Genomic DNA, 24,792 nt, shown 5'->3' on the forward strand with positions numbered 1-24,792 from the left:
ATTTGACTCCTGAAAGACACTGGATTCTCAACTTTTTTGGTTCCCCCTGTCGAAAATATTATCTGCTTTGCTAACTAACCTGCGGAATGTGGGTTTAAATGCTCCTGGAATTCTTTATAAGCTCGATTAATTGCTTGCATCGAAGTTTTTGCGATGTCTACGACGGGCTACGCCTACGCAGAACTATTAAGATCAGGATGATACAATCTTGCTAATCGGCGGTATGCAAGTTTAACAACATTGGGGCGATCGCTCTGATTTACGCCCAAGACTTCCCACCATTCCCCAAATAATCCAGAGTCAAGAGTAAATTCATTCCAAATCTTGATGCTTCCACTATTACCGCCACTTACCAGCGTCTTCCCATCAGGGCTAAAAGCAACGGGATTACACCCGGAAAGATTTTGTAGTAGTTCCCCAGTGTGGAGGTTCCAAAGTTTGATTGTACCGTCTCGGCTGGCACTGGCGAGGGTTTTTCCATCAGGGCTGATGGCAACAGACAAAACTGCCCTTGAGTGTCCTGTCAGAGTAGAAAGTAATTCTCCAGTTTGGAGATTCCACAGCTTTATTGTGCTGTCGGTGCTACCACTAATCAGAATTTGACTGTTAAAACTGATGGCAACTGTATTAACTGCACCCAAATGTTCAGTGAGAATATAGCGCTGTTCCCAAGTTTTGACATCCCAAACTCTAATAGTTTGATCGGCGCTACCACTTGCAAGAATTTTACCATCGGGACTGATGGTGACAGATAAAACTGCATCTGAATGTCCATTCAAGGTACGTTTTACTGTTCCCGTGTAGCGTCCCCAAATTCTAATCGTTTTATCGGCAGCACTACTAGCAAGAATTGCCCCATCAGGACTGTAGGCTACTGAGTTAACAAAACCATTATGACTATAGGGAGAGTTTAAATAAAAGAATGTCTGGATAAATTTTTTTGTGTCCATCTGCCAACTGCTGATTTTGCGATCGACACTACCACTTGCAATCTGCTGTCCATCAGGACTGATAGCAACTGATAAAACTGCTTCTGCTTGTCCAGAGAAGGTGTAAAGCCATTTTCCAGTTTTCAAGTTCCACAAATTAACTTGTCTGTCATCACTACCACTGATTAAAGTATTACCATCAGGACTGATTGCGATCGCATTAACTGCCCCTAAGTGTCCCTTGAGTGTGCGTACACATCTCCAAGTTTCAGCTTGCTGGGTTGAAGATATTATTTCTGGTTCAATAATGGGAATAGAAGCTTTAGGCGTAACATATTCTGATTTTTTCTTGAATTTAGCCTTAAGCGCTTGTAACTCATCCTCGACTTCCAAACCAGCAAATTTTTGGTTGAGATCCTCACCAGATAAAAATGCTTCTAATTCCATCAATGCATCTAATTCCATCACTGCTTCGGAATAGTAGCCCATCTGCAAAACTTTCTCTTCCATGCGCTCGAAAAGCTGTGCTGGAGTTTCGCTAATTCCCGATTCGTCTAACAGTTTGGCAATACCATAGGCGGCGAGTCCGACTACTGCACCAATTCCTGCCATCGGTACTGCACCAATCCCAAATGCCAGCCCTACTTTCGGTGCGACTAAACCCATACCACCGACGACGCTATAAACACCAGCACCGCCAACTGCACCAATTCCCATTGTAGCGATCGCAGCAGCATCTCCTTCTGCTAAGGCTTTAAAAGCGCCATAAGCAGCTGCACCAGCCACAGCGCCAGCACCGACTACAGGAGTTGTACCAATGCCGACTGCGCCAAATCCGCCCGCTAGTCCCATCCCGCCAACTGTTGCAGAAACACCAACACCTGTTATGGTTCCGCCTGCAATAAATGCTGCGCCTGTTTTAGAATTCTGTGTCATTGCCTAATGTTTTCTTGAAATTTTCTAGAGTCATCAGATTTTCTCTGAGCAAAGCTACTGTTGCTTGCTGCTGTTGAAGCTGAGTTAGAAGAATAAGCACAATTTTATTTTGTATTTTTTTATTCACTACAGCTTGAAGGGCTAAATCATCATCATTGTTTCTCAAAGCGTCCTGAACTTTTTCGTTCCAGTATTTAGTTTCTTTCTGCGCTTTTTCAAAATCTTTCTCAATACCTTCTTGATTAGCAACAGCGCTGTTGACAGCTTCTTGTGTCTCATGAATAGCCTGTGCTAAAAGCACTTTGCTGTCGTTTTTAGCTTTAGTTTGCTCTTGAGGTTTAGGTGGTAGCAATAATGCTTCTTTAAGTCGCTGTAATTCATCATCAACCCATACATCAACATTTTCATGTTCAAACTTAATGAATGTCGGTGAAAACTCACTGTTGTTAGGTTTACTGCGTAATACTTCATTCTGTGCTTCTGAAACCTTTTTCTCCCAAGATTTCAAATTACTTTTAATTGCCTCTACTTGTGGCTGTTGCTCCCCAACAAGTGTTTTTAGCCTACTAACAATTGCTTCGTATCGTTCCTTTTGGAATTTTGCTTGACGAATTAAATCCTGATTACTTCCTTTCAAAGCAAGTTGATATTCTTGTTCCCATTTATCAGCTGCCGCTTGGGCTGTCGCATAGTCTCGTTGAGCAATTTCTTGTGCTACTCTGGAGTGGCTTGCTCCTTCGCGTAACTTTCGTAGCGCATCTTGTGATGATTGATTTTGGTCGTAAAGTCCCATAAATTTATCTGAGTAGGCTTATTACCCAGAGCGTAGACTGATTAATACTGTTGCGTCCTCGTAAAAATTACTTAAGCCTTGACTTTTGCTTTTAATGCTAACTCAGAAAAGTCTCAGTACAATATTTCATTAATTCGTAGCGAAATAAATTAGGCAAAACTCTGCGTTAGTCTGCGTCCCTTTGCGTTTAAAAATATAACGATTTTACGCACTCATTACCAAATAATAGAAACTAATTCGATATATCCATGAAATTCAGAAATTTTAAAATCGTTTTCTGTTGATTGTTTATTACCAGAAAACATGCCAAACCGCATTATCTGCTTTTGGATTGGAGCCTGTTTGGGTTCTAAAAAAGTTACAATGACATGGCTTTCTGATACATCAGATGGTAATTCTGAAAGTTGTATATTACCGTTCCTATACACTCCTTCAATGGATTGCAACATTGGTATTTACCAAATTTGTACTCATATAAATTATAAAGTTAAGATTAAAAATAGGCTTATTTGTTTAAAAACATCAAATTCTTGGGCTGTACTGGCGCTAGCTGCTCTGCGTTACTTCCTCATATTCGAGCTTATCTGCCAAAACACGCAGTGCTAATGCTTGAACTCTAGCAACTGCTTCTTCTTTTGTCTGCCCATAAGCCAGTACGCCAGGAAAATCAATCACTTCAGCCAGAAAGCGTCCATCCTCTTCTTGTTCAATCTCTATCGTGAAGTTCATAGCCAGTGAAGATAATGAAGATATTCTAGTACAAGCAATTCCTGGATAAAACAAAAAAGCCAGAGCTATCAAATCTACCATCTGTCGCCCTGCTAAAGAACTCTGTAGCGATCGCCATCTTTACATACCCACACTATATCCATTATGTCAAGCAAGCCTCCACTTTTATTAATCAGCAAATAGGCGAGCTTGAACCAAAACCCATACGCAATCGGGGAATTCTCGACAATCCTGATGAACTCTACCGAAAATATGGAATAACATTTGGGTGTGCTTCAAGAAATTGTGTACAAGAGTTGAAAATGACGATATGGCAACATCTAATATCCTCAAAGAACCATTGCTTTTGCGTCTGAGTCGCTTGTTTGGTGGACTGCGTGGCGATTTTACGGGAGGACTAACAGCAGCAGTAGTAGCATTACCTTTGGCTTTAGCCTTTGCGGTAGCCAGTGGTGTGGAACCAAAGGCGGGACTTTACACCGCGATTGTAGCGGGAATTGTTGCCGCAATTTTTGGTGGTTCGTCAGTACAGATTACAGGGCCAACAGGTGCAATGGCTGTGGTTTTGGTGGGAATTGTCGCCAAGTACGGGCTTGAGAAAGTTTGGATTGCTGGGGTGATGGCTGGAATTATCCAAATTGCCTTGGGGGTTGCCAAACTTGGACAGTTAGTAAAGTTTATTCCTTATCCGGTGACGGCAGGTTTTACTAATGGTATTGCCGTCATTATTTTTTGTGGTCAGTTAAATAATTTCTTTGGTTTAAAATTACCACGGAGCGAACATTTTTTGCCGGGACTGTGGCAAAGTCTAACTCATGTAGAAGCTCTAAACTGGGCGGCAGTTGCCTTGGCAGTTGTGGTGATTGCAACCAATGTTTTGTGGCCCAGGATTAATACGACAATACCAGGTTCTTTGGTAGGGCTGGTGTTAGCAACTGCGATCGCATCTTCTTTCCATCTGAATGTACCAACAATTGGCACTATTCCTCAATCTTTACCGATGCCTCAAGGTATTCCCCACTGGAATGATTTTAGTGTGATTCGGGAACTAATTAATCCGGCTTTGGCTTTAGCTGCACTGGGAAGTATTGAATCGTTGCTATCGGCGGTGGTGGCTGATGGTATGACTGTTAGCGAGAAACATAATAGCGATCGCGAATTAATTGGTCAAGGTTTAGCTAATATGATTGTGCCATTTTTTGGGGGCATCCCCGCAACAGGTGCGATCGCTCGGACTGCTGTCAATGTCCGTTCTGGCGGTAAAACCCGACTATCTGGGGTAATTCACGGTGTTGCTTTAGCGATAATCGTTTTAACTTTAGCACCCCTAGCAGCACAGATTCCTTTAGCAGCACTTGCTGGGATTTTAATGGTGGTTAGTCTGCGAATGGTTGAGTGGGAAGCCATTGGTTTATTAATGCGTGCTACCTACTCCGACTTTGCTGTAATGATTCTCACCTGGCTAGTCACAATCTTGTTTGACTTAGTTCTCGCTGTCGAAGTGGGATTGATTGCAGCCGGAGCCTTATTCATCAAACGGATGAGCGATTTAAGCTTAGTTAAAATACCTGAAACCGAAGTATTTCCCCCTGGTACTCCTCTGGAATTAGGTAAGGAAATTGCCGTTTATCGGGTAGATGGCCCCGTATTTTTTGGTGCTGCTGAAAGGTTTGCTACTTTCCTTCGTGATGAACCGGAAGTAAAGTATTTAATTCTCCGGTTGCGGTTTGTGCCAAATATGGACACAACTGGGTTAGTAGCCTTAGAGGATATTTATCATGACTTGGAACGGCACAATTGCCGATTAATTCTCACAGGGTTACAACCCGAAGTCCAACAACTACTAGAACGTACAGGATTGTTAAATACAATTGGGTTATCAAATTGTTTTGAAACAACCACAGATGCGATTTGCTCTATCTCTCCTCAGATTGCATGTTCTCAACCTGTAGCAGCTGATTTGAAAACAAAAGAATTGATGGAATTAAATGACTGAATATAGCAGTCCTAAATCACTATTGGTGTAATTGGTCTCTCAAGACGCGATAAATCGCGTCTCTACATGAGCGATCGCCGCGAGCCTTTAAATATTAAAATAAAGCCTGTATTCATTATTGAATCAGGCTTTTGAAGTCTTTTATTCAATTTGCACGCAGAACTTGAGTTGAATTACTGAATAGCGAATCCTTCCGGTCTGATAGCATCTTCCAAATCAACACCCATCAGGTTAGCTCCCTGGATGTTTGCATTTGTCAGATTTGTATTTTCCAAGTCTGCGTTTTGTAGGTTAGCAGTTTGCAGGTTAGCTCCTAGGAGGTTGGCTTTCTCTAGGTCTGCATCAAATAGGTTCGCTCCCACTAGGTTTGCTCCCAAAAGGTTTACCTTGCCTAAATCTGCTCCTTGAAAGTTAGCCCCTTGTAAGTTTGTTTGCTGTAAGTTAGCTCTTTCTAAGTCTGCATTTTGTAAGTTAGCACCTTCTAAGTTTGCCGCTTGCAGGTTTGCATCCTTTAACATTGCTCCAGTCAGATTACAGCCAACACATTCATTGGTTTGTAATAAATGTCTAACGTTATCTGCTACAGAGACTATTGGGGATAGGACTGGTGCTGTCACAGGCTCCATTGGCGATACAACCGGAGATATGACTGGTGCTGTTATAGGCTCCATTGGTGATTCAACTGGAGCTAGTTCCGATTCCGTAGGTATGGATGGTGTTAGTGTTTGCGCTCTAGCGCTGGGCTGGATAAGCAGAGTAAATCCCGCGACAACTACCATAAACACTGCTGTTACGAGCCACTGAGTTAATTTTTTAGAGTTTGATTGATTCATTAGTTCCTTCATAATCTGATTCCTATTGGTGGGCTTGCTTTTATAAGAGCCATCGATAATGTGCTTTATTCTCACTTTAGATAACTTGATTGATAAGAGCAAATATTATTGTTATTCATATTGATAAATTCAAGTGATTGATAAATCTTTTTGGATGGGAAGCGATCGCTGATTTTTTTGCTGACATCAGGGACATAACACCCATCAAGAATTTCAAGTTTTCAGATTCAGATGCGTAAGCGTAGCCCGTCGCAGACATCGTGTGGAGCGTCTATCGTAGCCTCATATTTAGTTCCCAAGCATTGCCAAACTAGGTAAAAGTCGATATGTTTCACTTTTAATCAAGATAGAGAGTCCCAAGTAAATTAAGACAAAGGGAAAGATTTTCCGACCGTAGCGAGTTAAAACGGGTGTCATCAGAGGATTACGAGTCAGGTTGTAAGAGAGTAAGCACCACGTACCAACAGTGAAATAGCAAACACACAGAATTACACCCAAACTTGGAAGATTGCTGCTAGCAAACAACGGTACATAAATTCCAATGTTGTTTCCTCCATTGGCAATGGTGACAGCCGAAACGCGGTAGGTTTGAGGATCGCGGATGGTTGCGAATAGTGATTTCTTTTGGCGTCCAGATTTAGTAGGAGTTAAGTCAACTGACACAGCTTGCACTGTTTCTTCTTCTTGTTCTCGACTGATGAAATTACTGATACCGATAGCAATGGGAAGCAAACCTAGCAAACCTATCCAGGTACTAGGAATAAGCATACCGCCGAAAAAACCAGGGAGACTAGCACAAACTAAGACAGTGAATCCCAGAAATTCACCGAGAACAATATGCTTAGGACGAAAGCTGCGATTGACTTTTCCGAAGAAGGCCGTCAAGTATAAATTGTCGTCAAAGGTGGTTGCAAAAGCGACAGAGATTCCAATAATTAATGTACTAATTAGCCAACTCATAATTGTTGCTCACGATAATTCAATGCTGTTTGTCTTACATCCTTCTCTGCTTCTCGATGTGAATGCAGTTCAGGAGATTTTGTGACTGTTGTACTTAACGACAACCAATCGAGGTTCGCTAGTAATCAGTCAATTTTCCAATTTGTAGGATTTTAGAGGCGATGCCTATAGCGCTAAACTATGCCTCTACTCAAATTGGTGATTTTTTTCTCAGCAAGGTACCTTGGGAGCTAATGAACTCAATATTATGGCTTTCAGCCAAATAAGAGCAAATACTCTTGTTTTTTAAAACGATAAATAAAAGTGATTAACAAATTGACTATATATTTTGGGCTTTCTACATGACAACTAAACCGCATGGAAGAGAGTAGCAGTTCGTCATACCTCATACTGAGTTAGTATCTGAGAAGTTTAAGAGCGATTGCTCCTATTGAAGAGAACCCTTGTCAGATGCTAAAGGCTGGGATATTCTTGGCAGCTAGCATTCAACATCGGTTAATATGACTAATCGCCCTCTAACTTCAGTTTCAGGATGTCCAGTAATGTTGGATTTAACTTGTAATTATGTTAACCAGTGTTGACCGTTTATTATTTGTCCGGCGAGTCCCGATTTTTAAGGAATTGCGGGATGATTTTATTGTGCGGCTCACTTCAGTGATGAACGAATTGTCATTTCCAGCTAATTACACCATCTTTCGACAGGGAGAAGAAGGGCGATCGCTCTATATTGTCGTGTCAGGTCGAGTTAAAGTTCACATTGGGAATAAACAATTGGCAGAGGTGGAACAGGGAAAATACTTCGGTGAGATGGCAGTATTTGATACTCAACCTCGTTCCGCCACTGCAACGACTCTGGAACCCTGTGAATTTTTAGAACTGACGCAAGAGCAGCTGTATGATGCGATCGAAGAAACTCCCGAAATTGCAGTGAATATCATTCGTGAATTATCCCGTCTGATTCGCAGATTGAATGATGATATGAATGTGACCTCTTTGCGGAGTTAATAATCAACGGAAATCGGCGGGAATCCCATCGTTTCAAGGGGTGGGAGGTATAGCAGCCCGCCGATTTTGTCATTGGTCATTTGTCATTTGTCATTTGTCATTTGTCATTGGTCATTGGTCATTGGTACTAATGATATTTCCGCGCGACAATTCATGAAAACGAGAGATGCGGGAGCGTGTTGCAAAGACTTGCGATGTTTTTGTAGCTGTAGGATGAGTTAAGTCAATCTTGAACTAGGGACTAGAGATTGGAGACTGGGAAGATAATTCTGAATTCTGTATTCTTCCTTAAAAAACTTTCAAGCAATATTGCTGCCTATTGTTATGCTACCTCTATAGTGTCGAGGAAACATATTAATGTTGAAGGTTTTTGCTGACCGTGGTGGAACATTCACAGATATTGTTGCTGTTACTAATAATCAAGCAATTATAGATAGAATCTCAAAACATCCTGAACGTTTTTTAATTGTCCCTTTGTCTAATCATCAATGGATTATAGTCTACAAACTCCTTTCAGAAAATCCTGAACAATACCAAGATGCAGCCATCCAAGGTATTCGGGATATCATAGGTATTGCTAACAACGAACCCATTCCTACGGAGACGATAGAAGTTGTAAAAATGGGGACAACGGTAGCAACAAATGCGTTATTAGAAAGGAAAGGCGATTGCGTCGTTCTTCTCATCACCAAAGGGTTTAAAGATGCGCTGCGAATTGGCTACCAAAATCGTCCTAATATCTTTGCTCGTCATATTATTTTACCAACCATGCTTTATGAGCAGGTGATTGAGATAGATGAACGCTATGATGCCAAAGGAAATGAATTAATACCGATAAATATTGAACAAGTCAAAAGTGACTTACAAGTAGTTTATCACACAGGAATTCGGAGTTGTGCGATTGTTTTTATGCACAGCGATCGCTATCCCAATCATGAACAACAAATAGCCCAGCTTGCTCAAGAAATCGGCTTTACGCAGATATCCATATCCCATCAAGTTAGTCCCTTAATGAAGTTGGTTAGCAGAGGAGATACAACAGTAGTCGATGCTTATTTAACTCCGATTCTGCGGCGCTATGTCAACCAAGTAGCGAGTCAGTTACCCGGAGTCAAATTAATGTTCATGAAATCTGATGGCGGTTTAGTTGCAGCCGAGCAATTTCAAGGTAAAGATAGTATTTTAAGTGGCCCGGCTGGCGGTATTGTTGGCGCAGTTCAAACTAGTAAAAGAGCAGGTTTTGAGTTAGTTATCACCTTTGATATGGGTGGAACCAGTACAGATGTTGCCCACTTTAAAGGAGAGTATGAACGACAACTAGATTCGGAAATTGCTGGGGCGCGGATGCGAGTTCCCGTATTAGCAATTAATACCATTGCTGCTGGCGGTGGTTCAGTTCTCTTTTTTGATGGTTCTAGTTATCGTGTCGGCCCTAAATCTGCTGGCTCAAATCCTGGCCCTGCTTGTTATCGGCGTGGTGGGCCATTAGCGGTTACTGATGCTAATGTGATGTTAGGCAAAATTCACCCACAATATTTTCCCTCAGTTTTTGGAATTGATGGAAATTCACCTTTAGATAAAGATACTGTCATCCAGCAATTTACACAATTAGCGCAAGACATTCAAGCCGCTACATTAAATCATTCTACTCCCGAAGAAGTAGCCGCTGGATTTATTGCGATCGCAGTGGAAAATATGGCGAATGCAATTAAAAAAATCAGTCTGCAACGAGGTTATGATGTTACCCAATATGTGCTTTGTTGTTTTGGCGGTGCAGGTGGGCAAGTTGCTTGTTTAATTGCCGATACCTTGGGAATGAAAACAATATTTTTACATCCTTATGCTGGCGTTCTCTCTGCTTATGGAATGGGATTAGCGGATGTTAGGGCAATTAGAGAAGGAGGAGTTGAACAACCTTTAAGCCAAGCATTAATCCCTAAACTACAGCAGTTAATGGAATATTTAGAAGCTCAAGCTATAAGTGAAATAGATGAGGCACTGAGTAGAGTAGAAGTAATCCGAAAAATTAACTTAAAATATGAGGGAACTAACTCTACAATGACCGTTAATTTTGCCAATAATGTGGTATTGATGCGACAAGATTTTGAAACTGAACATCAATCTCGCTACGGTTTCATTCAATTAGAGAAAAACTTAATTGTCGAATCAGCTTCAGTGGAAGTAATTCAGAAAATGGATACTCCCGAAGAAGCATTAATTACTCGTACCCGTTTTCTAGATGAAGCCCCCGTATGTGTTGAAATAGTCAGAATGTTTAGTCATAATAAATGGCATGATACACCTATTTATCGACGGGAAGATTTGCAACCAGAAGATAGTATTAATGGGCCTGCGATCGTCGTTGAAAAAATTGGCACAATTGTAATTGAGCCTAACTGGAATGCCAGATTAACTGAACGTAATCATCTGATTTTAAAGCGTAAAGATGGATGAATTGATCAGGTTTAATCTGTATTTGCAGGAGAATCAATATCAGTTATCTTGGTTACATAATTTGTATTTTTAATAAAAAGAAATCAACCATGCAGATAAAATCTCAACCAGATCCCATCCGTTTAGAAATATTCAAAAATCTCTATCAATTTATCGCCGAACAAATGGGAATTGTGTTACAAAACACGGCTACATCAGTGAATATTAAAGAAAGGCTAGATTTCTCCTGTGCTATTTTTGACTCATCAGGATTATTAGTAGCAAATGCCCCCCATATTCCTGTACATTTAGGCTCAATGAGTGAAAGTGTCCGTAGTTTAATTAATGATAAAGGCGACACCATAAAACCGGGAAATGTCTATCTATCTAATAACCCCTATAATGGCGGAACCCACCTTCCTGATGTCACTGCAATTACCCCTGTATTTTTAGAAAGTAGTGAAAATAATCCATCCCCAATGCCCAATGCCCAATGCCCCATGCCCATGTTTTTCGTTGCTTCTCGTGGACACCAAGCCGATATCGGTGGAATTACTCCTGGCTCAATGCCTCCTGACAGTACCACAGTAGAAGAAGAAGGAATTCTCTTTGATAATTTCCTTTTGGTTGAAGAGGGAAAATTTCGAGAAAACTCAGTAAGGCAGCACCTCTCAAATCATACTTATCTGGCTCGTAACCCTGACCAAAATATAGCTGATTTCAAAGCACAAATTGCCGCAAATGAACGGGGAGTTCAAGAACTTCGTAAAATGGTTTCACAATATGAGCTTGATACTGTTCAGGCTTATATGACATTTGTGCAAGCTAATGCTGAGGAGTCTGTTAGACGTGCGATCGCAGTTCTCAAGGATGGCTCATTTACTTATAAAATGGATGATGGCTCACAAATTCAAGTTAAAGTGACAATTCACCCAAAAAATCGCAGTGCTACCATCGATTTTACTGGAACTTCTCTACAACTAAATAGTAATTTCAATGCTCCTAAAGCTGTAACTCAAGCAGCAGTCTTATATGTCTTCCGTACTTTAGTTGATGATAATATTCCTCTCAATGCTGGGTGTCTTAATCCTCTAGAAATTATTATCCCGGTTGGCTGTATGCTCAATCCAACCTATCCAGCAGCAGTAGTAGCAGGTAATGTAGAAACTTCTCAAACCATTGTCGATGCTTTATATGGTGCTTTGGGTGTCATGGCTGCTTCTCAAGGAACGATGAATAATTTTACTTTTGGTAATGAGCAATATCAATATTATGAAACTATCTGCGGCGGCTCTGGAGCGGGAATTGATTTTGATGGAACTGATGGTGTTCATTCTCACATGACGAACTCCCGCTTGACCGATCCAGAAGTTTTAGAAACCCGTTATCCTGTACTTTTAGAAAGCTTTAGTCTTCGTCCTGATAGTGGTGGTAAAGGAAAATATTCGGGTGGAAATGGAGTTGTCCGCCGCATTCGATTTCTAGAACCTATGACAGCTAATATTCTCTCTGGTCATCGGGTTGTTTCTCCCTTTGGATTAAATGGTGGGGAAGCAGGAAAATTAGGACGCAACTGGATACAACGTCAGAATGGAATCGAAGAGAATTTAGACAGCACAGCAACAGTAGAGATGAAAACTGGAGATGTTTTTGTAATAGAAACTCCTGGCGGCGGTGGATTTGGTCAAATCTCTTAATTAGAAAGTTTAGCTAATCACTAATACCCAAGTTGATATACACAGATATAATAGAAAATTATTTGTGTCCGTGTGCGCTGAAAAAAAACAAAATGGTATGGACTCCCTTACATGCAAAAATTCATCGCACCATCCGATCGCGCCACTTATTTGAGCGCAACCAGCGACTATTAATCGCTGTCTCCGGCGGACAAGATTCTCTGTGTTTAATAAAATTACTTTTAGATTTACAATCCAAATGGGGATGGGATTTAGGTATCGCTCACTGCGATCATCGCTGGCGTTCTGACTCTCAAGCTAATGCTCATCACGTCGAAAATTTAGCTAAAACTTGGGGTATATCCTTTTATTTAGAAACAGCAAACAAACCGATAAATAGTGAAGCGGCTGCACGCGATTGGCGCTATCAAGCTTTAAGTGCGATCGCACAAGCAAATAATTATCAATATATAGTAACAGGACACACCGCTAGCGATCGCGCCGAAACTCTCCTCTACAATTTAATTCGCGGTACTGGTGCTGATGGTTTACAAGCCTTGACTTGGCAACGTCCTCTAACTACAGGCATTATGTTAGTGCGTCCACTTTTAGAAATTACTCGCTCACAAACAGAGCAATTTTGTCACGAATTTAAATTACCAATTTGGGAAGATTCTACCAATCAAGATTTGCAATATGCCCGCAACCGCATTCGCCAAGAACTAATACCATATTTGCGAGATAATTTCAACCCCCAAGTAGAATCAGCCTTAGCCCAAACAGCAGAACTTCTCCAAGCGGAAGTGGAATATTTAGAAAAAGCTGCCCAGCAGTTGCGGGATGGGGCATTGGACATTGGGGATGAAGAAGATTCTCTTACTCTTCTTCCCTTACGGTTAAATCGTCGGGTATTGCAGAAAGCACCACTGGCACTGCAACGTCGGGTGATGCGTCAGGTATTGCAGCAAATACTAACTGATGCACCTAGTTTTGAACACATCGAAAAATTAACGGCTTTAATTATAGCGCCCAACCGATCGCAAACTGATCCATTTCCTGGTGGTGCGATCGCTCAAGTAGAAGGCGACTGGATCTGTTTTAAATAGTTAGGAGTGATGAGTTAAGACTTTGTACGGTGTTTTTTTTATCAAATAGAAGTCCTATCTTAATACTGAGTCTTATTGTCTCATTGCTGACAAAATCTCACGCAAAGGCGAGGACATTTGCGTGAGACAATCATATTAATCTAAACTTCAACATCCAAAGCACGTACCAAAAAAGCCCATTTATCTGCGGCTTCTTCGATAATTTTAGCCGTGGGTTTACCCGCGCCATGTCCTGCCTTAGTCTCAATTCTAATTAGAACTGGTGCATTCCCAGCGTGAGCCTCTTGCAAAGCTGCGGCAAATTTGAAACTATGAGCAGGAACAACGCGATCGTCATGATCGGCTGTGGTAATTAAGGTTGCTGGGTAAGCTGTATCGGGTTTGAGATTTTGCAATGGCGAATAAGCATACAGCACTGGAAACTCTTCTGGATTATCTGCTGAACCATATTCGGAAGTCCAAGCCCAACCGATGGTAAATTTGTGAAACCGCAACATATCCATGACGCCGACTGCTGGTAAAGCCGCACCAAATAAATCGGGACGTTGCGTTATGCAAGCACCAACTAATAAGCCGCCATTACTACCACCTGCGATCGCTAGCTTATCAGTCTTAGTATAATTATTCGCAATCAACCACTCAGCAGCACTAATAAAGTCATCAAAGACATTTTGCTTTTTATCCTTCATTCCTGCTTGATGCCATTCTTCGCCATATTCTCCACCACCGCGTATATTTGGCATAGCATAGACACCACCCATCTCCATCCACACCAAAAGACTCACAGAAAAACCAGGTGTCATTGAGGCATTAAAACCGCCATAAGCATAAAGATAAGTTGGGTTATTTCCATCTAATTTTATGCCCTTTTTATGGGTGATAAACATTGGCACTCTAGTACCATCTTTGCTCTGATAAAATACTTGTTTTGTCTCGTAATCATCTGGATTAAAATCTACCTGCGGCTGACGGAAAAGGGCACTTTTTCCAGTTATCATATCGTAGCGATAGATAGTTCCTGGTGTGGTGAAACTGGTATAGCTATAAAAAGTTTCGGTATCATGACGCTTACCACCAAAACCTCCGGCTGAACCGAGTCCCGGTAATTCAACTTCGCGTACAAATGCACCATTGAGGTCAAAAATCTTGATTTGACTGTGAGCATCTTTGAGATAATCAGCAACAAATTGGTTATTGAGTATGCCAACACTTTCCAACGTTTCCGCAGATTGAGGAATGATTTCTCGCCAATTCTCTGGCGAAGGGTTTTTCGTGTCAATCGCAATAACTTTTCCCCGTGGTGCATTTAAATCTGTGCGGAAATAAAAGACACTATCATCATTGTCGATAAAGCTATAATCTGCCTCGAACTGGTTAATTAGTTCTACAACTTCAGAATTAGGGTTAGTTAAATCTTTGAAGAAAACCAAATTTTTAGAGTCAGTACCCAACCAAATTGAAATTATTAGATAGCGTCCATCTTCAGTAACTCCACCACTAAAACCCCATTCCTTTTGGTCAGGACGATGATAAATTAGTACATCTTCTGATTGGGGCTTACCTAGTTGATGATAGTAGAGTTTTTGATAATAGTTAACATCTTCTAATTGAGTTTTTTCGTTCGGTTCATCGTAGCGACTGTAGAAAAAACCTTGGTTATCGTATGTCCAAGATGCGCCAGAAAATTTAATCCACTTCAGATGATCTTGGAGGTCTTCACCAGTTTCAATATTACGTACTTTCCATTCTTGCCAATCAGAACCAGAAGACGATAAACCATAAGCTAAAAGTTTGCCATCCTCGCTAATGGACAATCCAGAAAGAGCAATTGTCCCATCTTCTGAGAGCTTATTAGGGTCGAGTAAAACTTTGGGTTGGTCGTCGAGAGTTTTCAAAGTGTAAAGGACACTTTGGTTTTGCAGCCCGTCATTTTTAAAATAAAAGTAGCGTTCGCCTTCTTTAAAAGGGATACCATATTTTTCATAATCCCAAAGTTTGGTGAGACGCTGTTTAATTTTTTCCCTAGCAGAAATTTCACTCAGGTAGCCAAAAGTAACTTGATTTTGTGCCTCGATCCAAGTTCTTGTTTCTTCAGAGTCAGGATCTTCTAACCAACGATAAGGATCTGCGACTGAAGTACCGTGGTAGTTATCGACTTGATTACTTTTGTAGCTGGATGGGTAGGTGAGAGGTTTTTTAGAAGAAGGCATAGTTTTAGGTCAAAAGTGCTTCTTTACATACTACAAAGATAGACCCCTTCCTAAACCTACGAGAAAATTCCCAGAGGGCAATACAGACCAAAACACTTGTAGAGACGGCGATTTATCGCGTCTTGAAAACCCGCAATTTTGTACAATTAGCCCTTAACCCAAGCGTATTGTCCCAGAGGGTACTAGTAAATGTAGACAAGCGATGTCTCAAAGGGGCTACACCTACGCGCATTTAATTTTTTAAGCTTTTGAAACTAAGCATTAGTTGGACTACTAATGAGTTTCTCCCCTTTCAGCATTCGCGCTGCGGCTTCGAGGAGAGCTTCTTCGAGATAAGGCTTGGTAAAGTAGCCACTAGCACCGAGTTGAGATGCAATTTGTCTGTGCTTATCTGCACCCCGCGAGGTGAGCATGGCGATCGGTAAGTGGTTGAGGTTAGAGTCTTTCTGGATGCGAGAGAGTAATTCCAGTCCATCGCAACGGGGCATTTCTATGTCGCAAAATACGATATCGCAAGGCAGACCGGAGCGGAGTTTATCCCAAGCTTCCTGCCCATCACGCGCCTGTTCTACGCGATAACCTGCCTTATTAAATGTTAGAGATAGCAACTCTCGGACTGTAATCGAGTCATCGACAATCAGCACTGTCGGGTCAATCTTCGCAGGAGAGGTATCTGGAGGAGTAGCTTTTTGTTGCCAAGAATTGCCACCACTTTGTGTAGAAATTCGTCCCTGGAAGATGTCAATTATTTCCAGCACGTCAGCAATGGGCATAATCCGACCATCACCCAGGACTGTAGCACCAGCTACACCAATGGGTTTAGGTGCTGGGCCTTCAAATTGCTTAATTACAATTTCTTGTTCGCTCAACACCAGGTCAATCTGTAGAGCAATCAGAGTATTTGCCGATCGCACCACGACCACAGAAACCATGTCATCATCTCGCGTACCGCCATAGACATTACCACGACTGATTTGGCGATTGAAAGTTAAAAGTTCCTTTAGAGGTCGGAATGGCAGTACCGTATCGCGCCAAGAAATAAATGATTGTCCATTGGCATCGTGCTGAATATTTTTGACTGGGATATCCAGCGTATCTTCTACACCATCCATCGGGAAGGCAATTCTGGAGCGATCGGAGACGCAGCAGAGAGCTTTACAAATACTCAGAGTCAGTGGTAAGCGAATGGTGAAGGTAGTTCCCTTGCCGATCGCAGAATCGGTGTTAACTGTCCCACGAATTTCGCTAATCTCAGAACGCACTACGTCCATACCCACGCCACGACCGGAAATTTCATCTGCTTGGTCTTTAATCGTAAAACCAGACTGGAATAGCAGATCGTAGACTTCCAGACGAGACATGGCTTTTGCTTGCGCTTCTGTAATCATGCCAATTTTCACTGCCTTCGCCTTAACCTTTGCTGAATCGATACCTGCGCCATCATCGCCTACAGAAATGATGGTTTGGTTGCCTTGGTGGAAGGCGCGGATGGTAATGATTCCCACAGGTGGTTTACCAACAGCTTGGCGTTGTTCTGGCGTTTCAATGCCGTGAGCGATCGCATTATTCAGCATGTGAGTTAGTGGATCGGTGAGATGATCTAAAATCATCTTGTCAATTAAGGTATCGCCACCTTCAATCACCAACTCGACTTGTTTGCCACACTTGATGGCATTGTCACGCACTCCTCGCCGCCAGCGATCGATAGTTTGGGCAAAAGGCACCATTCGCGCTCTAGTTAATCCCTCTTGTAACTGGGTGGTTACTTGGCGGAACTGCCTTGCGACTCGCTCGGTTTCTTCGGTAACGAAATCAATGTCACTAGCCGACTCACGGACTCGCACAATCCGCTCAATCATCTGCTGTGAGAGTGTATGGAAGGGTGTAAAACGATCCATTTCTAACTCGCTAAAACCCCTGTCGGCATTGGAATCTGGAGCTTGAAAGCCGGGATCTTTCTTTTTACGTCCAGCTAACAGAGAGGCTTCTAGTAGCGATCGCTCATACAACTCTTGCATCCTTGCGCCCACATCTGAGAGTTGTTGTACCTGAATCAGCAAGTTATCTAATGACTGCCGCAGCCGTTCATGATCCTGCTCTAAGGTATTGCGGTTTACCACCAACTCCCCAACTAAATTACTCATATCGTCAAGTTGCTTAACTGGAACTTTCATCGTTTCTTCAAATCTGGCAGCCCGACGAGTAGAGGGGCGGGGAGTTTTGCTGGTGTTCGATTTTACTGAAGGTGAATGCGATATTGTTTGATCTGCTTCTGCCAGCAACTTCTCCAAGTCACCAAATTCATCTTTGATCGCTGGTGATGAAATGGGATTTTTAGCCAAGACTGGTTGAATCTCTAAGGGCTGGCGTTGGCGTAGCCCGTCGTAGAAATCGCTTTCATTATCTGTACCTAGCAATTCTTCCAGGGCAGCAAAATCTACTTCTGGTATCTCCTTGGCTTTAGGGATGGGTGCTACTTCCTCTCCTAGTAATGCTGCCAAATCTGCAAATTCATCTTCTGGAGCAATTTCTTCAACGATTTCTGTAGTTGCCAATTCTTCATTTGGAGCAAGAATTGCATTTTCTCCCTCTGACACTGATACCGTTTCAGATGTCTCTCCTAAATCCCACAAATCGGTTTCGACATCTTCCTGAATAAGCGTTTGTGTGAAGTCATGGACAGCTTGTGAGTCAATTGTTGCTGTATTCTCTTCTAATTCTTCCTGCTTTTCTGCTTCTGGCAAAGCATTTTCTGTAAACAATAAATCATGATCAAAACTCAGTTCTGTATCTTCAAAAGCTGTGTTTTCTGCGAAGTCAAAGGTAGTTTCTAAATTATTTTCTTCAGTATCTAAAATTTCTGGGCTTGTCTGGGCTGAATCTGAATTTTCCCCAAAACTAATAGTTTCTGATAGTTCATCCACAGTATTCTCTGTGGTTTCCATCTGAATATAGGTGGAGTCATTTACAGCGACATCTTCAAACAGCAGTTGCGGATTTTCATCGTCAGAGCCGAACAAATTATCTGGCTGTACTTCGGTTAATGCTGAATCTGAATTTTCCCCAAAACTAATAGTTTCTGATAATTCATCCACAGCATTCTCTGTGGGTTCCATCTGAATATAGGTGGAATCATTTGCAGCGACATCTTCAAACAGCAGTTGCGGATTTTCATCGAAAGAGCCGAACAAATCACTTGGCTGTACTTCGGTTAATCCTGAATCCGAAGTTTCCCCAAAACTAATAGTTTCTGATAATTCATCCACAGCATTCTCTGTGGGTTCCATCTGAATATAGGTGGAATCATTTGCAGCGACATCTTCAAACAGCAGTTGCGGATTTTCATCGAAAGAGCCGAACAAATTATCTGGCTGTACTTCGGTTAATGCTGAATCTGAATTTTCCCCAAAACTAATAGTTTCTGATAATTCATCCACAGCATTCTCTGTGGGTTCCATCTGAATATAGGTGGAATCATTTGCAGCGACATCTTCAAACAGCAGTTGCGGATTTTCATCGAAAGAGCCGAACAAATCACTTGGCTGTACTTCGGTTAATCCTGAATCCGAAGTTTCCCCAAAACTAATAGTTTCTGATAATTCATCCACAGCATTCTCTGTGGGTTCCATCTGAATATAGGTGTAGTCATTTGCAGCGACATCTTCAAACAGTAGTTGCGGATTTTCATCGAAAGAGCTTAATGAATTAAGTTCCAGATCAACATCAGATATATCTTGGGGCTGATTAGTAAATTCTGGAACAAAATCTAAAGCTTCTGGTTGTTGCGGCCTGAGAATTTCTTCCTCTGGATGCGGCGCAAACAACGGCGTTTCAAGCCTAGAAACATCGTTGATTGCAGGAGAAATAGTTGAGCTACTTGCTACTAATTCATCAAATAAATCATCTCCCGAATCTGATGAGAGTATCAAGTCTAGCTGCTCTTGCTGCTGGAAATTGAGATCAAAATCTTCTTCTATGTCAAAACTAGCTATAGAAGAAGGTATAAGTGGCTGACTATCAGCAAAAATATCATCAGTTACACCAGTAAACAAACTCTCATCTAACGCCCTTTCCACATTCTGCTCAATTAAGGAATCGAACTCGTCCTGTTCCTCTGTGGTTTCCTGACTCCAAAAGTTGCTCAGATCATTTTCTGATTGAGAAAATTCAGGTGCCGTTCCTGGAGAAGTATCAAATAAATCACCGATTTCTGGTTCACTTGTAGGCAGTAGTATCTGTTCTTCCGTTTCACCAAACAGGTTGTCCAAAGACAAGCCTGTTGGCTGGGGTAATTCTATGTAGTCACTGGGGGTAATTTCTTCTACCCAATTTGCATTTCTAGGTTCTAAAAATAAGTTATCAAAACCATTTTGTTGGTTAGTAGATAGTTCTACACTGGCGAATGACTCAGTTTCTGGTTGAGTCACTTCGCCTATTGGCAATAATTCATCATCATCTAATGCCAGTGACAATAAATCTTCTACTGCATCATTTTTGTTGACATCAGTAGACTGGTTTGTATCACTAGAAATATCAATAAATTCTTGTAAATCTTCAGAAGAAGAATCTAAATTTATATCAAGTACGTTAATATCACTCAATTCTAGATTCGTAGCAGTTGTTTGTTGATTTTGCGGTTCTGAATTTTCCTTTTCTAGGAAATTATCGCCAAATAATAGGGATAAATCTTCTGTAGTGGCTGTGATTGTTGGGTGCTGTGTATTGCTTATGTCTTGATCAAAGGAGAGTAAATCGGATAAATCGCCATCAGCAATCTCAGCATCAGTACTGCTGAAATCAATTCCAAAGTCATCGGTGGAAACGATATCTAAAGTTTCTTCTTGATGCCAGCTTTCATCTAGTTCGGGAGTCTCACCTTCAAATAAATCGGCAAGGGTATTTAACTCAGCTATTCCTACCTCTGGGCCATTAGGGTCAAGATTGTTACTGATTGGATGTGCTTCTTCATGTGTGTTGAAAGTAAGACTGGTGTGAGTCGCAGCATTGAGTTGTGTTCCTTGGAACTCAATATAGGGGCGCTCGTTGGAGACGTTGGTGTAGCCAGATGTTCGTGGACTCGCTAACGCTGCGCGATCGCTAGTATCTTCGTCTAGATTCAATTCTTCATTTATCTCGTCGGTGTTACCAGATAGAATTGGCTCTGATTCTGTCAAAGCCGCAGACTGTTCATCAAACAAATCAGGCGTAACTGCTAATAACTCAATTTCTGCAAAGCTCAAAAGTGCTTCTAGTTGCTGACTAATTGCAATTTCAGCTTCCCTACCTTGCAAGACTAATTCTTGAGCTTGCTTAATTTCGGTAATGACAATTTTAGCTAAAGTCAGATAAGTATTTTCGGGATTGCCGATCGCACTGGCTGCTGCTTGACACAAACTACACCATTTCGACAAATTCCAAGTCTCACCAAGTTTGACTAACTGCTGACAGCATTGCTGAAGATTTTGCCGAGTTGAGGGTGTTGTGGTTTGCTTAAATAGTTGCAACATTTCCCGCAGTGTTTGCAACACTTGGGCTTGAAACTCACCCCAATTATTATTTTCTTTAGCGCTGACTGGCGAAGACACCTCCTGGGGTGCTATCGAGTCTGAAGATTCTTCTGCCAAATCGGGAATATCTCGCCGCAGGAAAAGTTCTGTAAGTGTGGAGACATTTTCTACAGAGGTTGTGTGTGGTTCTGTTGCATCAGGATTGCTGGATACTCCACTCTTTGCTTGTTCTACAAGTAGTTCCAAATGCTGATACAGCCATTGAAAGACTGGCTCCGTTTCTGACATCAAAGTATTAGCTGCATCTTCGGAAAGACCATAAGGCCCGCTCAAATGCTCTAACAGCGATTTTAGGGTATCAGATACACCAAGAAATAAAGACTCTAACTTTTGGTCAATCTGAACCGGATTATCTTTAAGAACTTTGAAACAATCTTCCAGACGGTGGGAGGTATGCTGGATGCTAGTCAATCCAAGCATCGCCGCTCCTCCTTTGATGGAGTGAGCCGCCCGGAAGACTTCACTGATCATTTCCGGGTCGTTCAGAGTACCCTCTAAATTCAGCAAGCCCTGCTCAATGGTGTTCAGGTGATCCCTGGCTTCTTCAATAAAGTAACCCAAAATCCGCTGTTGTTGTTCCGGCAGCATAGTTTTTTAGTCATTAGTCAATGGTCATTGGTCATTGGTCATTAGTCATTAGTCATTAGCAAATAAAAAAGGACAAAAGACAAATGACTATTTATCTGGTTTCCATAGTTTCCACTCGGAAACGTTCAACGGAGGCGATTAAGTCACGGGATACACCTACTAAGTGTTGTAGAGCACCTGAAACTCGCTGTGCTTCCTGGGAAGTTTCTTGGGCAGTCAGTTCTACTGATTGCATTACATGAGCGACGGCGCGGGAAGTTTCCGTTTGTTCCACAGTGTCGCTGGTAATAGAGCGCACAAGAATATCGATGCGATTTGCCACTTGAATAATATTTTCGAGCGATCGCTTGGCTTCTTCTGCCAATTTTGTCCCTTTAATTACTTGTTGTGTACCTTCTTCCATCGCGGTCATTACTGAGCCTGTTTCGCTTTGGATTTGCATCACAATTTGTTCAATTTCCTTCAGGGATTTAGCAGATTTGTCTGCTAACTGGCGCACTTCATCTGCTACGATCGCAAACCCGCGTCCCGCTTCTCCTGCCCTTGCCGCCTCAATACTGGCATTGAGTGCTAACAAGTTTGTTCTCGAAGCAATCTGAGAAATCAACGCCACAATTTTAGAAATTTCTTGAGAAGATTCCGCCAAGCGCTTGACTTTGCGAGTAGTTTCGGCAACGGTTTCTCGAATTTCTAAAATCCCCGCCACGGTATTTTCTACTGCTTCGCCACCTTTGAGAGCGATCGTGCTAGCATCACGAGCAACGGTTTCGGCTTCCCGCGCCGCTTCTGCTACCCGCTGAATTGAGTCGGTCATTACCTGTACAGAATTCAGCGTTACTGCCAACTCTTCTGCTTGGCGCAAGGCATCACTAGATAATGCTCTAGCAAAGGTTTCAGAGTTAGTTGCACCTTTTGTTACATCCTTCGCCGCCACTTTTACCTGTTGCACAATATCCCGCAAGTTTTGAATTGTCAGGTTAAAGGCATCAGCTACAGCTCCGAGTACGTCGGCTGTCACTTCAGCTTGGACTGTTAAATCACCTCTAGCAGCACCTTCCACATCATCCAAGAGACGAATCACCTGGCGTTGGAGATTTTCTTTGGCTTCCTCTTGTTCATCGGCTTTCCGTTGGGCTTCACTTGTGGTTGTGAAAATTACCCGCGCCATTTCATTAAAGCCAGTGGATAAATGCCCCAATTCATCTTCGGAATACACTGTAGCTTGAGCATTCAGATTTCCTTGACGTACAGCCTCAAACTGAGCTTGGAGATCATTAGTTGTGCGCCGAATTTGTTTCAGCGCCAAATTCCCCATAAAGCCCGCGGTAGCAAAACCTGCAATCCCAGATGCGAGTGACATTGCCCAACCTGTGTTTCGTACTGTTTCTCGTTGTTGGGGTGGCGAAAATGTGGTGGCGACAAAGCTAACTGTAGCTACAACCAGCGCCGAGACAATGCCGACACTTCCAGCAATTAACCATTGTTTCTGTTCGATGGAGGCATTTTCTAATGGTGCTAACCATCCTTGCTCGATGCTGACGTTGGGTTCTAGTTTCGAGACATCTGTTTGGCTAAAGACTGGAACTCCTTCATGGGAACCAGTCATCGAAAATAGTTCTTCTTCGCGATCGGCTGTATTACTTGGAAAAGCCTCTGCGACTTGAGCGCGTCCAGTGTCACTATTTTCTGCTGGAGCCGAATGCATTGCTAGATCGCCGAAGTTAGCATCTCCTTCGAGCAGGTCAAACCCTGGAATGTTGCCTAAATCGTCAAATTCCTCAAAATCATCTAAAAACTCGATATTGCTCTTAGAATTTTCTCCATTCAGTATAGTACTTGAGTCTTCATAAGAACTTAAACCCTCTGAGCCAAAAGCAGACTCAAATGCTTCCATATCAAAGTTTTCATCGTCATCAAAGCTATTTTGACTGATGAATTCGCCTGATTTCAACGGCTTTTCTTCTTGAGGTAGATTGCTACTAAAAGCTGAAGAATTCTCAGATAAATCTGGCTGAGAAGCTTCCTCTGCGGCAAAATCTTGTGGTTCCAACCAACTATGTGCTTCGGTTTCAAGCAAATTATCTTGACTGCCGTATTCCAACTTATTTGTTGTTGCCGAACCATTTCTCAGTTCTTCTTCAACAATTAGTAAAGTTTCGTCTCCAAAACTAGATTTTTTATATTCTAAATTCTCAATACTAAGCTCTGGAGACTTTGATTCACTCAACAAATCAGGAAAGTTATTCTCGCTATTACCAATTTCTGACTTAGAAGATGAAGAGTTATTATTGTTAATAGTTGAATTTTCTTGAATAGAATTTATCCCATTATCTGAAAATTGACTATTTACTAATGATTCTTCCAGAATATTTTCTGACAAATCTTCTTGCCAAAAAGCAGGCAATTCTAATTCTGTATTCTCCTCCCACTTGCTATTTGACTCTTGTTCCTGCGATTCTTCATTTAAGGCAAAAGGGTCGTCACCAAAAGCTGGAGAAGAATCTGAGATTTTGACCGTTCCAATGCTGTCTTCTGTGGGTAGGTCAAATGGACTTTTTGAAGATAGTTCTTCAACGCTATCCACAGTTTCTTGATGCTCTCCAAAAAAGTTCAAATCAAGGTTATTGCTGTCAAACTCCTCACTAGCGCCCAAATCTTCTAATTCTGGTTCGCTATATGCCAGTGGATCAGACATCTCTGAGGAATTTATTTGCTCTTGACTTCCGGATGTATCAACCTGCCCACCGAATGACTGTAAATATTGATTGATATTTTCAATTCCATTCTTGGCAAAACCAATAATTTCTTGATCGTTAGTCAGGCCTAATACCTGTTGATATTCTTCTTTTGCTACATCGTACTGCTGTAAAACATAGTAGATGTGACCCCGCAACAAATGGGAGTTGGGGTCATCTGGTAAATTTTGCACCACTTGGTCAACTAAAGTGGCTGCAACCTCATAATTCCTTTGAACATAGGCGGTCATCGCCTGTTGATATGTTGGCTCGTAATTATCAATACTTGCTGCCAT

At 41.9% G+C, this 24,792-nt stretch carries 14 protein-coding genes; 5 read left to right on the forward strand and 9 right to left on the reverse strand.

Annotated features, from left to right (window positions below; all coding sequences use genetic code 11):
- Nucleotides 1–173: 173 nt before the first annotated feature.
- The 4 genes from RRG12_RS13370 to RRG12_RS13385 all read right to left on the reverse strand — a co-directional run bounded on the left by RRG12_RS13370 (nucleotide 174) and on the right by RRG12_RS13385 (nucleotide 3,468).
- Nucleotides 174–1,865 carry a hypothetical protein gene (locus RRG12_RS13370; RefSeq protein ID WP_420759628.1) on the reverse strand — a complete coding sequence of 564 codons (1,692 nt, stop codon included), beginning with the start codon at nucleotides 1,863–1,865 and terminating at the stop codon, nucleotides 174–176.
- The gene (locus tag RRG12_RS13375) at nucleotides 1,849–2,658 is read right to left on the reverse strand and encodes a PspA/IM30 family protein (RefSeq protein ID WP_420759629.1); all 810 of its coding nucleotides are present in this window, start codon (nucleotides 2,656–2,658) and stop codon (nucleotides 1,849–1,851) included. The genes RRG12_RS13370 and RRG12_RS13375 overlap by 17 nt, the downstream gene beginning before the upstream one ends.
- Nucleotides 2,659–2,873: 215 nt before the next feature.
- Nucleotides 2,874–3,107, reverse strand: a complete 234-nt coding sequence (locus RRG12_RS13380) for a hypothetical protein (RefSeq protein ID WP_420759630.1) — start codon at nucleotides 3,105–3,107, stop codon at nucleotides 2,874–2,876.
- 97 nt (nucleotides 3,108–3,204) lie between these two features.
- Entirely contained in the window at nucleotides 3,205–3,468 is a 264-nt protein-coding gene (locus RRG12_RS13385; RefSeq protein WP_420759631.1) for a type II toxin-antitoxin system HicB family antitoxin, read from the reverse strand.
- 229 nt (nucleotides 3,469–3,697) lie between these two features.
- On the opposite strand from RRG12_RS13385, the gene RRG12_RS13390 reads away from it, so the two are divergent.
- Complete coding sequence (locus RRG12_RS13390; protein WP_420759632.1) at nucleotides 3,698–5,383, forward strand: SulP family inorganic anion transporter; 1,686 nt, start codon at nucleotides 3,698–3,700, stop codon at nucleotides 5,381–5,383.
- A 173-nt stretch (nucleotides 5,384–5,556) separates the two neighbouring features.
- On the opposite strand, the gene RRG12_RS13395 is transcribed toward RRG12_RS13390, so the two are convergent.
- Both RRG12_RS13395 and RRG12_RS13400 read right to left on the reverse strand, forming a co-directional pair.
- Nucleotides 5,557–6,216: a pentapeptide repeat-containing protein gene (locus tag RRG12_RS13395; protein WP_420759682.1), complete on the reverse strand. Its 660-nt coding sequence runs from the start codon at nucleotides 6,214–6,216 to the stop codon at nucleotides 5,557–5,559.
- A 288-nt stretch (nucleotides 6,217–6,504) separates the two neighbouring features.
- Entirely contained in the window at nucleotides 6,505–7,176 is a 672-nt protein-coding gene (locus RRG12_RS13400; RefSeq protein ID WP_069074676.1) for a cadmium resistance transporter, read from the reverse strand.
- 564 nt (nucleotides 7,177–7,740) lie between these two features.
- Here RRG12_RS13400 and RRG12_RS13405 point away from each other — a divergent pair.
- The 4 genes from RRG12_RS13405 (at nucleotide 7,741) to tilS (ending at nucleotide 13,396) form a co-directional block, all read left to right on the forward strand.
- Nucleotides 7,741–8,181: a Crp/Fnr family transcriptional regulator gene (locus tag RRG12_RS13405; protein WP_069074674.1), complete on the forward strand. Its 441-nt coding sequence runs from the start codon at nucleotides 7,741–7,743 to the stop codon at nucleotides 8,179–8,181.
- Between the two features lie 357 nt (nucleotides 8,182–8,538).
- Nucleotides 8,539–10,635 carry a hydantoinase/oxoprolinase family protein gene (locus tag RRG12_RS13410; RefSeq protein ID WP_420759633.1) on the forward strand — a complete coding sequence of 699 codons (2,097 nt, stop codon included), beginning with the start codon at nucleotides 8,539–8,541 and terminating at the stop codon, nucleotides 10,633–10,635.
- A gap of 89 nt (nucleotides 10,636–10,724) precedes the next feature.
- Nucleotides 10,725–12,311, forward strand: a complete 1,587-nt coding sequence (locus RRG12_RS13415; RefSeq protein ID WP_420759634.1) for a hydantoinase B/oxoprolinase family protein — start codon at nucleotides 10,725–10,727, stop codon at nucleotides 12,309–12,311.
- A 92-nt stretch (nucleotides 12,312–12,403) separates the two neighbouring features.
- Entirely contained in the window at nucleotides 12,404–13,396 is a 993-nt protein-coding gene (gene tilS / locus RRG12_RS13420; protein ID WP_420759635.1) for a tRNA lysidine(34) synthetase TilS, read from the forward strand.
- A gap of 140 nt (nucleotides 13,397–13,536) precedes the next feature.
- On the opposite strand, the gene RRG12_RS13425 is transcribed toward tilS, so the two are convergent.
- The 3 genes from RRG12_RS13425 to RRG12_RS13435 form a co-directional block, all read right to left on the reverse strand.
- The gene (locus RRG12_RS13425) at nucleotides 13,537–15,606 is read right to left on the reverse strand and encodes a prolyl oligopeptidase family serine peptidase (protein ID WP_420759636.1); all 2,070 of its coding nucleotides are present in this window, start codon (nucleotides 15,604–15,606) and stop codon (nucleotides 13,537–13,539) included.
- 254 nt (nucleotides 15,607–15,860) lie between these two features.
- Entirely contained in the window at nucleotides 15,861–21,761 is a 5,901-nt protein-coding gene (locus RRG12_RS13430) for a response regulator (RefSeq protein ID WP_420759637.1), read from the reverse strand.
- Nucleotides 21,762–21,852: 91 nt separating this feature from the next.
- The gene (locus RRG12_RS13435; RefSeq protein WP_420759638.1) at nucleotides 21,853–24,792 is read right to left on the reverse strand and encodes a methyl-accepting chemotaxis protein; all 2,940 of its coding nucleotides are present in this window, start codon (nucleotides 24,790–24,792) and stop codon (nucleotides 21,853–21,855) included.

It is taken from the genome of Nostoc sp. CALU 546 (assembly GCF_048836525.1).